Origin of the sequence: Labrenzia sp. CP4, from assembly GCF_001579905.1 — a bacterium.
GTDB lineage: Bacteria > Pseudomonadota > Alphaproteobacteria > Rhizobiales > Stappiaceae > Roseibium > Roseibium algicola.
Genome location: NZ_CP011927.1, coordinates 776,190 through 788,496, shown reverse-complemented (window position 1 = coordinate 788,496; position 12,307 = coordinate 776,190). Strand labels below are relative to the sequence as shown.

The 12,307-nt window shown below is 60.9% G+C and carries 8 protein-coding genes; 5 read left to right on the top strand and 3 right to left on the bottom strand.

Going from position 1 to position 12,307, the window contains the following annotated elements; all coding sequences use genetic code 11:
* Window positions 1-76 precede the first annotated feature (76 nt).
* Window positions 77-1,441, bottom strand: coding sequence for an MBL fold metallo-hydrolase (locus tag ACP90_RS03765; RefSeq protein ID WP_201030450.1), 1,365 nt, complete (start codon window positions 1,439-1,441; stop codon window positions 77-79).
* A 390-nt stretch (window positions 1,442-1,831) separates the two neighbouring features.
* On the opposite strand from ACP90_RS03765, the gene ACP90_RS03760 reads away from it, so the two are divergent.
* Window positions 1,832-2,974: a patatin-like phospholipase family protein gene (locus tag ACP90_RS03760; protein ID WP_082809657.1), complete on the top strand. Its 1,143-nt coding sequence runs from the start codon at window positions 1,832-1,834 to the stop codon at window positions 2,972-2,974.
* Window positions 2,975-2,992: 18 nt separating this feature from the next.
* Here ACP90_RS03760 and ACP90_RS03755 read toward each other — a convergent pair whose 3' ends face one another.
* On the bottom strand, window positions 2,993-3,649 hold the full coding sequence (locus ACP90_RS03755) for a TetR/AcrR family transcriptional regulator (protein ID WP_055661552.1): 657 nt from the start codon (window positions 3,647-3,649) through the stop codon (window positions 2,993-2,995).
* A gap of 283 nt (window positions 3,650-3,932) precedes the next feature.
* Here ACP90_RS03755 and ACP90_RS03750 point away from each other — a divergent pair, with 283 nt between their 5' ends.
* Genes ACP90_RS03750 through ACP90_RS03740 form a run of 3 tightly spaced genes read left to right on the top strand, consistent with a single transcriptional unit; the run spans window position 3,933 to window position 9,704 of the window.
* Entirely contained in the window at window positions 3,933-5,051 is a 1,119-nt protein-coding gene (locus ACP90_RS03750) for an efflux RND transporter periplasmic adaptor subunit (RefSeq protein ID WP_205838739.1), read from the top strand.
* Window positions 5,051-8,188 (top strand): efflux RND transporter permease subunit, encoded by a 3,138-nt coding sequence (locus ACP90_RS03745; protein WP_062486849.1) that lies wholly within the window; start codon window positions 5,051-5,053, stop codon window positions 8,186-8,188. The genes ACP90_RS03750 and ACP90_RS03745 overlap by 1 nt, the downstream gene beginning before the upstream one ends.
* A gap of 10 nt (window positions 8,189-8,198) precedes the next feature.
* Window positions 8,199-9,704 carry an efflux transporter outer membrane subunit gene (locus ACP90_RS03740; RefSeq protein WP_062486847.1) on the top strand — a complete coding sequence of 502 codons (1,506 nt, stop codon included), beginning with the start codon at window positions 8,199-8,201 and terminating at the stop codon, window positions 9,702-9,704.
* 50 nt (window positions 9,705-9,754) lie between these two features.
* Here the strand turns inward: ACP90_RS03740 and ACP90_RS03735 are convergent, their stop codons facing one another.
* Complete coding sequence (locus ACP90_RS03735; protein WP_023000125.1) at window positions 9,755-10,639, bottom strand: LysR family transcriptional regulator; 885 nt, start codon at window positions 10,637-10,639, stop codon at window positions 9,755-9,757.
* Window positions 10,640-10,744: 105 nt separating this feature from the next.
* On the opposite strand from ACP90_RS03735, the gene ACP90_RS03730 reads away from it, so the two are divergent.
* On the top strand, window positions 10,745-12,307 hold the full coding sequence (locus ACP90_RS03730; protein WP_062486846.1) for a proton-conducting transporter membrane subunit: 1,563 nt from the start codon (window positions 10,745-10,747) through the stop codon (window positions 12,305-12,307).

Here is a 12,307-nt window from a genome sequence, read left to right as displayed (position 1 = left end):
CCAGTGCCTCGCAGGTTCCGATACCGGCATTCATTCCCTCTGTACGGAAGCTGGGGGAAGGAGCTCTTGGCGATCGCTATTCCAGTTCAACGTCTTCCCGGTAGTCCGGCAGCCAGCACGGCCAATCCAGCTCGCTCTCGATCCTGTAGCGCAGGGCGTCGGCGGCATCCGGTTCGCCATGCGTGATGTAGGTCATCTTTGGCGGCCGCTCGAAGTTTTCCAGCCACCGCATGATTTCGTCCGCATCCGCATGCGCTGACAGCATGTGCAGGTTGCCGACCTCAGCCCGGATCGGCACGTCGGAGCCATGGATCCGGACACTTGCCACACCGGACGTGATCGCCGCGCCTCTCGTCCCCCCTGCCTGAAAGCCCGCGAACAGGATCATGTTGCGATGGTCGGGCGCATAGTGTTTCAGGTGATGCAGCACCCGGCCGCCGGTCGCCATGCCGCTGGCCGAAACGATGACCTTGGGCATGCGATTGCGATCGAGATCCTTGGATTCCTCCACATCGGCCACATAATGCGCCGCCCCGTTGGACCAGTCGCATTCTTCCGCCGTCAACCGGTGGTCGTCCGGGTGTTTGCCATAGATGTTGGAGGCGCTGACGGCCATGGGACTGTCGAGAAAGATCGGCAGGTCGGGAATTCGGCCATCTTCCTTCAGGCTCTGGATATGGAACAGCAGTGATTGCGCCCGGCCGACCGCAAAGGAGGGGATGACAACGGTGCCACCGCGCCGTGCGGTCTTGGTGATGGCTTCGGCCAGGATGTCCTCGGCATCAAGGTTTTCGTGCCGGCGATTGCCATAGGTGGATTCGACCAGCAGGTAATCCGCCTCGCGGATCGGCGACGGATCGAACATCGTCGCATCACCGTAGCGCCCGAGGTCTCCGGAAAAGACGATCCTTGTGCCACCCCAGGTCAGCTCAACAATCGCCGCCCCCAGAATATGACCGGCCTTGCGGAAGGTAACGCTGAAAGCGCCCAGCATTTCTTGCACGTCATCGAAGTCCACTGGCCGGAACCGGTCCAGCGACACTTCCGCATCCTTTTTCGTGTAGAGCGGCAGGGCCGGACGGTGCTTCGAGAACCCGTGACGATTGGCGAATTCCGCGTCCTTTTCCTGCAAGAACCCACTGTCCGGCAGGAGGATCGCGCACAGATCCCGCGTCGCCCTTGTGCAGACAACCGGCCCCTTGAAGCCGTTGCGAACCAAGAGGGGCAGATAGCCAGAGTGATCCAGATGGGCGTGCGTCAGGATGACCGCGTCGATCGTTTTCGGATCGACAGGCAAAGGCGCCCAGTTCTTGAGCCGCAATTGCTTGTAACCCTGGAACAGGCCGCAATCGACCAGCACACGCGTGCCGTCTTTCTCCAGCAGATATTTCGAACCTGTAACAGTGCCGACGCCTCCGAGAAAAGTCAGTTTCACGCTCATTGCGCTGCATCCTCCCGATCGTCTGCACAAAGTTTCAGCCAAAACGACATCACCTGCCCGCGCATTCCGGGAAGGTATCTGAATTCAGACATGGAATCAGGAACTTGCGCAAGTCTCCCTTTTGTCGCGCAGGCTTCGAGACATCGCATCGCAGCAGTATTTTTCCCGCGGAAGGCTGCCGTTTCTCACCGTAAAAGCCTGTCGAAACGCGTGCATGCATTGAAAGATGCTGCATTGCAGCATATCTTAGTCTTCCGATGCACCGGCAGGCCGTAAAATGGTTTACCGCCGAAATCCGCTCACCAGCGGCCGGGCACGAAACTCAAGCAAAAAATATCACGAGGAAACGTTTCGGGGCTGGACACTACTTCGTGGAAAGGAACCCGGACCTTGAAACATACTGTTTCACATAGCGCCAAAGGAGCGCGCAGGACACGTGTGAACCTGGCGCTCCAGGGTGGCGGTGCCCATGGCGCCTTCACCTGGGGCGTATTGGACCGTCTCCTGGAGGAAGAGACACTCGAGATCAACGCCCTTTCGGGCACATCCGCCGGCGCGATGAATGCGGCGGCTCTGCTGACCGGCCTTATGAAAGGCGGGCGCGAAGAAGCGCGCACGTCACTGGAGGGCTTCTGGAAAACGGTTTCCAAACGAAGCCGGTTTACCCCCTTCAACATGACGACATCGAGAGCTGTACTCGGTGGATTGGGAATAGATTTCGAAAGCCTGCCGTTTCTCTTCGGCGCGGGAATGAACTTCCTGTCGCCCTACGATCTCAACCCGGCAGGCTTCAACCCTTTACGGGAAATCATAGACGAAACGATCGACATCGACGCCATTGCCCGCTCGGCCATACCGCTGCATGTGACTGCGACCCATGTCGGTTCGGGTGAAGCGCGCATCTTTTCCAACGATGCCGTCAGCACCGATGTGCTTCTGGCATCGGCCTGTCTCCCGTCTCTCTTTCACGCGGTCGAAATCGACGGCGAGCACTACTGGGACGGCGGCTATACCGGCAACCCCAGCCTGATGCCTCTGGTTCTGGAGCCGGGTGATGCGGATCTGTTGCTGGTCCAGACGAGCCCTACCGAACGAGCTGCCCTGCCGCAGGATGCCCAGCAGATCGCCGCGCGCGAAAAGGAGATCTCCTTCAATGCGCCTTTGATTAAGGAACTGCGGTTGCTGGCGGAATTGCAACATCAAGCGGGCGCTGGCACACAGTCGCCCCGGCAAGGTTTCCTGCCGAGCCTGACAGGCCTCAACGCCAATCGTGCCGCCAGCCCGGCTTCCAATCCGGTCGCCAACCTGCGGATCCACCGGATTGCAGGTGCCGGCATGAATGGCCGCAGCGGTCAATCCAAACTCAACTCCACCTGGCCGTTCCTGGAGGAACTGCGCGAGGAAGGCCGCACTGCTGCCGATGAGTTTCTTGAAAAGAACCGTGCAGAACTTGGTCAGCGGTCGACCCTGGATCTCGGCCACTGGCTGCAAAGAGCCGATCCCGCCCCTCTTCGCAAGGCCAAGGCATCCTGATGCATCCCTCCTGAACGGTCAGCGTGGCAGCAGGCCGTTCAGGATAAGCTGGATCGTGTGATTGAGGTAGGTGCGAATATCCGACAGGCCCGTGATCATGTCGGGTGTCTTCGGGCGGAACAGCCGAGCCGCAATGAGGACATCCAGAAGATACTTTGCCGTGTCGCGCGAAGACTGGACCACGATCCGGCCTTTTTCGACCTCGTCCTCCACCCAGGCAGTCACCACATCATGCAGTTCGCTGCCGCAGTGTTTCCTCAAAAGCATGCCCAGCTCTTCGTTCGCGACGGCCTCCACATAGAACAGACGCATTTCGGCAGCCTGCTGATTGTGTTTTTCATCGCTCTGGTCAACCTTGAAGACCGCCCTCAGGGCTTCTTCGAGGGTTTCGGCCTTTCGGCCTGCCGGCACATCAAGAAGATTGGCACGGTGGCGTATTGCGAGTTCCGCGAAGAGCTCGATTTTCGACGGAAACAACTCGTAAAGCGTCCGCTTGGAAATACCGGCATTCTTGGCGACCAGTGCCATGGTCGTGCCGTTGTAGGAATGCTTCTGGAACGTGCCGAAGGCGACCTCGACAACGCGCGCCTTCAGCGTCGCCTCGTCATGGACCTTCTGCCGTCCGCGTTGCCGCTGCTCGTTACAGTCATCAAGTCCGCCTGGACAGGAACCCATTTGCACAATTTTTGTTCTTGAAGAGCTCATTTTGTCTCCTCCCCGTTACGAACTGATACCGAAAATCGATTGACGAGGGAACCTTGAAGAGAATAATGGTACCCGAGAGTTTTCTAATACTCCACAGCATTCGCTTCCAAAGAGGTTCCTCCCGGAAATGACGTGTACCCCTCTCGGTTCGAGCACTGCGTACCTGTGCTCTACGAAGAAGCCGTTCCGTGCTTTTCTCATCGCTTTCCTGATTTCCACCAGCCTGGGGTCCGGCATTGCTCAGGCCCAGCAGATGCGAGGGGCCGCACCCAAACCGGAAGTCGGCGTTGTCGAACTTGAGCCCGAGTCGGTCGCGATCACGGCCAAGCTTTCGGGCAGGATCGCAGCGTCCCTCGATGCGGAAGTCCGGCCCGAGGTCGGCGGCATCATCAAGGAACGCCTGTTCAAGGAAGGCACGGAGGTCACCGCCGGTGACGTGCTCTACCGGATCGAGGACGATCTCTACAAGGCAGCACACGACAGTGCCCAGGCTGCTCTCCAGAAAGCGGAAGCTGCCCTGCCAAGCGCCCAGACCAAGGTTGAGCGCTACGAGGAACTGATTACGCAGAACGCCGTCGCCAAGCAGGAGCTGGACGACGCCAAGGCGGCGCTCGCCCAGGCAAAGGCGGACATCGCCTCCGCAAAGGCCAGCGTGCAGACTGCGAGGATCAATCTCGACAACACCGTCATCAAGGCACCGATTTCGGGCCGCATCGAAGCCTCGACGCTGAACGTCGGCGCATTGGTGACCGCCAGCCAGTCGGCCCCGCTGACCATCATCCGTCAGCTTGACCCGATCAATGTCGACGTCACCCAGTCGAGCACCAACCTGCTGAAGCTGCGAAAGGCCGTGCGGGAAGGCCGGATCAAGTTGTCCGGTGACAACGTGCAGGTGCGCCTGCTGCTGGAAACCGGAGAGGAATACTCCGAAACCGGCAAGCTGGAATTTTCGGAAGCCCACGTTGACCCGACAACCGGCACCTACACGCTGCGCGCCGAATTCCCGAACCCCGATCGTTTGCTCCTGCCGGGCATGTACGTCCAGGCGATCGTCGAGGAGGGCATTGCACAGAACTCGTTCCTCGTGCCGCAGCGCGCCGTATCTCGCAACGCCAGGGGCGAACCGACGGCATTGTTCCTCGACCAGGACGGCAAGGTGGAAGAGCGCGTCCTGAGGGTCGAAGGCGACATCGGCAACAACTGGCTGGTCAACGAAGGCATCTCGGAGGGAGACCGGGTCATCGTTGAAGGCTCGCTGTTCGTGCGGGCCGGCCAGGAGGCAACAGGCACTCTGGTGACCATTGACGAAGCAACGGGGGAGGTGGAAAGCCGCGGTGAGGCGGTGTCGAACACAAGTGAGACTTCCGACTGATGTCAGCTTTCTTCATCGACAGGCCGATCTTTGCCTGGGTCATTGCCATTGTCACGATGCTGGCAGGCGCACTGGCCATCACGACGCTTTCCGTTTCGCAATATCCGCAAATTGCACCGACCACCGTCAACATCAGCGCCAATTATCCGGGCGCCGATGCGGCAACGGTCGAAAACTCGATTACCAAGGTGATCGAACAGGGAATGTCCGGGATCGATTACCTGGACTACATGACCGCGACGTCATCGAACTCCGGTTCAGCCCAGATTTCACTGACGTTCTCCTCCAAGGCGGATCCGGACGTTGCCCAGATGCAGGTGCAGAACAAGCTGCAGCTCGTCTCCAGCCAGCTGCCGCAGATCGTCCAGAACACGGGCATCACCGTCACCAAGTCGACTTCCGGCTTCCTGATGGTGCTCGGCTTCGTTTCGACGGACGGACGCCTGACCTCCACCGACATTGCCGACTATGTCGACAACACGCTCAACGACACGCTGAAACGCGTCGAGGGCGTCGGTGAAACCCGGCTGTTCGGGTCCGGCTATGCCATGCGCATCTGGCTCGACCCGACGAAATTGCTGAAATACAACCTGATGCCGAGCGATGTCAGTTCCGCCATCCAGGCCCAGAACACCCAGGTTTCCGCCGGCCAGCTTGGCGGTCTGCCACAGGCCGAGGGGCAGCAGCTCAACGCGACCATCACCGCCTCCAGCCGCCTGCAGACTGCACAGCAGTTCCGCGACATCATTCTGAAGAGCTCCGAAGACGGCTCTGTCGTTCGCCTCAATGATGTCGCCCGGGTGGAAGTTGCCAACGAAAGCTACAGCACCTCTGCCTTCTACAACGGCATGCCCGCGTCCGGCCTTGCGGTCTCGCTTGCGACCGGTGCAAACGCCATCGACACCGCCCAGCGGGTACGCGACACCATCGACCGGCTCTCCTCCACGCTGCCTGCCGGGGTTGATGTGGTCTATCCCTATGACACCACCCCCTTCGTGAAGCTCTCTATCGAGAAGGTGGTCCACACACTGCTGGAAGCAGTCGTGCTGGTGTTCCTGGTGATGTATCTCTTCCTGCAGAACCTGCGCGCGACCATCATTCCGACACTTGCCGTGCCAGTGGTTCTGCTGGGCACCTTCGGGGTGCTTGCGCTGTTCGGCTATTCGATCAACACGCTAACGATGTTCGCCATGGTGCTCGCCATCGGGCTATTGGTGGATGACGCCATCGTCGTGGTGGAAAACGTCGAACGCGTGATGGCGGAGGAAGGTTTGCCACCACGCGAGGCAACCCGCAAATCCATGAACGAGATCACCGGCGCCTTGATCGGCATTGCGGTGGTGCTGTCCGCCGTCTTCGTGCCGATGGCGTTTTTCGGCGGCTCCGTCGGGATCATTTACCGCCAGTTCTCGATCACCATCGTTTCGGCCATGGTGCTGTCGGTATTCGTTGCGCTCATCCTGACGCCTGCGCTGTGCGCCACCATGCTGAAGCAGGGTGACCACGGCCACAAGCGTGGTCCCTTCGCCTGGTTCAACAGGGGTTTCGACGCAAGTGCAAACGGCTACAGGGCGGCAAATGGCGGCATCCTGAAACGCGGCAAGCGCTTCCTTGTGCTGTTCATCGCAATCGGCGTTGCCATGGGCTGGATGTTCAATCGCCTGCCAAGCTCCTTCCTGCCGCAGGAAGACCAGGGCATTCTGATTGCCATGGTCAACCTGCCCGTTGGCGCGACCCAGGGCCGGACACTGACCGTGCTCGACAAGGTACGCACCCACTTCATGGAGAACGAGCCGGATGCGGTCGACAGCGTCTTCACCGTCGCCGGCTTCGGTTTCGGCGGCCAGGGACAGAATGTCGGCCTCGCCTTCATCCGCATGAAGGACTTCACCGAGCGCGAAGACCCGCGACTTGCCGCTCAGGCAGTTGCAGGCCGTGCCATGGGAGCCTTCTCGCAGTTCAAGGACGCTCGTGTGTTCGCCCTTGCCCCGCCTGCCATTCAGGGTATGGGCAACACCAACGGCTTTTCGTTCTATCTGCAGGACATCAATGGCGCTGGTCATGACCGGCTGATGGAGGTTCGCAACCAGTTGCTGGGCATGGCGGCACAATCCGGCAAACTGGCGGCGACACGGCCCAACGGCCAGGAAGACCAGCCGCAGTTCAAGGTCGACATCGACACGCAGAAAGCGCGCCTGCTCGACCTCGGCATCCCGGACATCAACGACACCCTGTCGATTGCCTGGGGGTCCGACTACGTCAACGACTTCATGGACCGTGGCCGCATCAAGCCGGTCTATGTGCAGGCCGATGCCCCGTTCCGCATGCAGCCGTCCGATCTGGACCTGTGGCACGTGCGCAATTCCAATGGCGACATGGTGCCCTTCAGCGCTTTCGCCTCATCGCGCTGGACCTATGGTTCCCCGCGGCTCGAGCGCTTCAACGGCGCGTCGGCTGTGGAACTGCAGGGCCAGGCGGCTCCCGGCATCAGCTCGGGTGACGCGATGGCGGAAATCGATGCGCTCGTGGCCCAGCTTCCGGCAGGCTTCGTTCATGAATGGACCGGCCTGTCCTATCAGGAACGGCTTTCGGGCGATCAGGCCGCATCGCTTTATGCGATCTCGATCCTGATCGTGTTCCTATGCCTTGCCGCCCTTTATGAAAGCTGGTCGATCCCCTTCGCGGTGATGCTGTCGGTCCCGATCGGCGTCTTCGGCGCCCTGGCGGCGGCCCTGATTTTCGGGCAAACCAACGACGTCTACTTCAAGGTCGGCCTGCTGACGACCATCGGCCTGGCGGCGAAAAATGCCATCCTGATCGTGGAGTTCGCCATCGAACAACAACGCCAGGGCAAGGACCTGCTGCAGGCGACACTGGACGCCGCTCGCCAGCGGCTTCGGCCGATCCTGATGACGTCCTTCGCCTTCATCCTGGGTGTGACGCCACTGGCGATTGCCACCGGGGCAGGTTCGGGTGCGCAGAACTCCATCGGCATCGGCGTCATGGGCGGCATGATCGCCTCCACCGTGCTCGGCATCTTCTTCGTGCCGCTTCTGTTCGTCACCGTGCGGCGCATCTTCAGCCGTAAGCAGACCAACGAAGCAGCCCCCGACACTTCAGGCAGCAAAGCCCATTGAGAGAGTTTCGATGACCCTTTTCAAACCTGAGACCGGCTCTGCCTGCGCCGTCCCCTCTCAACGCCGCAAGACCTGGTTGCGGCTGGGTGCGGGCCTGATGGCGGCGACCCTGCTGGGTGCCTGTTCCGTCGGCCCCGACTACCAGCGCCCGGATGTCTCCGTGCCCGGCAAGTGGCGCAACACGACAGGCGAAACGCCTGCCTCTGTGCCGCAACTTGCCAACTGGTGGACGCAACTGGGCGATGCCCAGCTCAACAGCCTGATCTCGCTCGCGGTTCAGAACAACCTGGATGTCCGCACCGCCAAGGCCAAGGTGCGTGAAGCCCGGGCCAGTTACAAACAGGCCTCCTCATCGCTCTTTCCGAGCCTTGACGGTGCGGCTGGCGTGACCCGCTCCAAATCGAGTGGGTCCGACAGCGTCGGCACGCTCTGGAACGGTGGTTTCGATGCCGCCTGGGAGATCGACATCTTCGGCGCCAACCGCCGAGCAAAGGAAGCAGCCAAATACGGTCTTGATGCTGCCGAGGAAGAGTTGCGAGCAAGCTTGCTGACCCTGATTGGTGACCTTGCCACCAACTATGTCGAAGCGCGCGGCTTTCAGCAGCGGCTGAAACTGGCGCAGGACACCGCGAAATCGCAGCAGTCCTCGGCCGATCTCATTCGCAAGCGGTTCCAGGCCGGTTCTTCCTCCGGTCTCGACGTTGCCAACGCGGAAGGTCAGGCGGCGTCGACAGAGGCCAATATTCCGGCCCTGAAGACAGCTCTCGCCGCTTCCATGCACCGGCTGAGCGTTTTGACCGGTCAACAGCCGACTGCCCTTACCGACCGGTTGCTGGCAAGCAGCCGGATTCCGACACCCAAGCTGCCAATCCCTGTCGGGATTCCGGCAAGCATCCTGCTGACCCGACCGGACGTTCGCCTGGCTGAACGCCAGCTTGCGGAGGCAACCGCGAAAATCGGTCAGGCAACGGCAGCACGCTATCCCTCCGTCAGCCTGACAGGTTCCATCGGTACCGCCGCAGCCGACATTGGCGATCTCGGCAAGAATTCCTCGATCAGCTGGGCCTTCGGCCCGTCGCTGTCCGTGCCGATCTTCAATGCAGGCAAACTTGCGGCAGGCGTCGAGATTGCCGAAGCCCAGCGCGATCAGTATTTCCTCGCCTACCAGGCATCGGTGCTGACAGCACTGGAAGATGTCGAGAACGCTCTTGTCGGCTTCACCCAGGAACGCAAGCGTGTCGCCAGTCAGCGGCGTTCGGCGGAAAGCTACAAGTCGGCCGCCGAGCTTTCCAGATCGCTCTACCAGACCGGTGCCGCCAGCTTCCTCGATGCCCTCGACGCTGAACGCTCGACCTACTCCGCCGAAGACACGCTCATCCAGAGCCGTGTCCGCCTGACCACCTATTACATCGCCCTGCAAAAGGCGCTTGGCGGCGGCTGGACCGGCAAGGTTGAAACCGACAAGCCGGAAGTGGTCGACAAGAACACCGGCCCGCATTTGTCGGTTGCGTACTGACGCGACCTCGGCGCCACGTTTCGGACTGGGCAAAGGCTTGAAACCCTTGCTCAGTCCGTCTTGTTTTTGAAAGCCTGAAGCAAGTCGGCGACCAGCGGGTTCGGGAAGCGCCGGTGCAGCGTGACGGCGAAGAACTCCTCCTTGAGCCCTTCCAGCCTGCCCAGCTCGATCAGCCGTCCCGAAGCAAGCTCGTCCCTCACGACGATCGGCGGAATGACGGCAAGCCCCGCGTGCGCACGCGCAAGCAAGCGGATCATCGCCATGTCGTCGGCTTCCGCGGCAACTTTGGTGACGACACCCAGTTGCTCGACCATCGCGTCGAAAGATGCCCTCAAGGCCGATTCCGGCGTCGGCAGGATCAGCGGCTGCGAAGACAGAAGCTCCGGCAAGGGCAGCCCCGCCAGATCGGCTGCGGTTGCGGGTCCGATCAGGCTGACCGGCTGTTCGGAAAGTCCATGTACGAGATAGGGACTGGAGGCATCCCGGGCTGGCACAAGGTTTGTCAGGACCACATCGATCGCCAATGCTTCCAGGGCCCTCAGAAGGTCTGCCTGCGCTCCGGAGCGCAGCACCACTTCGACATCTGATCGTCCGATCAGGGGTTCCAGGAAGCCGATCTGGAAATTTCGCGAAAGCGTTGCAAGTGCCCCCACCCGCAATGCCTTGCGCTCGGTGCCCGTGTTGCGCAGGGTCGCTGTCAGGTCCTCGGCGGTCCGAAAGATCGCTTCCGCGTGATCAAGGGCGATCCGCCCGGCCTCCGTCAGCACCAGACCACGTCCGCGTCGTTCAAACAGATCGTGTCCAAGGGAGGCTTCCAGCGTCTTGATCTGCGAGGATAGCGCCGACTGCGACAGGTTCAGCACCCTGGCAGCCCCCGTCAGTGTTCCATCCCGCGCAACTGCCCGGAAAAGCCGCAGATGATGAAGGTTCAGCACGAAAACACTTCCAAATTATAGAACGATTTTGATTATAATATGTAATTTTTTGCAAGAAAACGAGACGGTATATCCACGGCGTCTTTCAGCGTTCGTGAGGTTCCCATGCCGTACCTGTTCCCCCTGCCCCTTCTTGCGCCGGTGCTGTTGCTGGCTTCAGCGGCCGTTTCAACAATGTGTCCGGGCCGCCGCCCAGGGCTCTATCCCAAGGCTTCGGAAGCAAGTGCATTTATCGCCCTTGTGCTTGCCCTTGCCGGTCTGGTGCAGCTTCTGGTCTTGGGAGCAACGGAAGCAACCTTGTTCGAAGGTCCGTTTACGCTTGTTGCGCGGCTCGACCCCATCAGCGTGACGATGACCCTTTTGGTCGCCTTCATCGGCTGGGTGGTGATGCGTTACTCCCGGACCTACCTCGACGGTGAAGCGAGAGAAGGGGCCTTCCACGGCTTGATGCTCACGGCACTTGCGGCCGTACTGGTGGTCGTCCAGTCGGGCAGCCTGTTCCTGCTTGTCCTCGGCTTTGCCGGGATCGGCCTCTGCCTGCGCAGGCTATTGCTGTTTTACCCGCAGCGCGCCGCCGCCCAACGGGCCGCCACAAAATTCGCGCTTGTCTGGCATGCAGGTGACATCTCGCTGCTGCTGGCCGCCGGGCTGTTCATGGCAAGCGCCGGCACCGCACAGCTTGGACAGCTTTCTGAAACGGTCGGGCCTGATCTCTCCTTCGTAGAACATCTGGCTGTGGTGTTCCTGGTGCTGGCAGCCGTGCTGAAAACGGCCGCCTTCCCCCTGCACGGCTGGCTGACGGAAGTCATGGAGGCGCCGACCCCGGTTTCCGCCCTGCTTCATGCAGGCATCATCAACGCCGGCGGGTTTCTTCTGATCAGGACCGCAGATCTGGTTCAGGCCAGTCCTGGCGCCATGGGCACGCTCGTGGCTCTCGGTGGCCTGACCGCTCTCTTCGGGGCAGTGGTCATGCTGACCCAAAGCGCGGTGAAGACAGCCCTTGCCTGGTCAACGATTTCCCAGATGGGTTTCATGCTGCTGCAGTGTGGCCTCGGTCTTTGGCCACTCGCGCTGCTCCATGTGGTCGCGCACTCCCTCTACAAGGCCCATGCCTTCCTGTCCTCGGGTGGAGCGGTTCTGGCCGTTGCCAAGCTGCGGCGCCCCGGTCCGATCGCAATCCCCAGCGTTGCCAACGTGCTCCGGTCCTTCGCGATCGCCTTGTTTCTTTACGCGATAGTCTCCTTCGCCTTCTCGATGATCGCAGGCCCGAAAACCCCTCAGGCGCTTGCCATCGGAGCAATGCTCATCTTCGGTGTGGCCTATCTGGTGGCGCAAGGCCTTGCAGATGCGGCCCCCGCTGAACTGACGTATCGCACCTCGCTGGCCGCAGTCATCGTTGCCTTTGCCTATTTCGGCTTCCAGCAGGTTGCCAACCTTCTGTGGGGCGAAGCTCTGCCGCAGGCACCTGTCGCCGGCCCCCTCGAATGGGCACTGATCGTCCTGGCGGTGCTTTCCTTCGGCATCGTTGCCGTTGCGCAGACGCTTTTCCCGCTCTGGTCACACCATCCGTCGACCGCCGGCTTGCGCGTTCACATCGCCAACGGCCTTTACCTCAACGCCCTCCTCGACCGCTTCATCGGCGGATACCGGGTTGCAAACTCCAAGTAA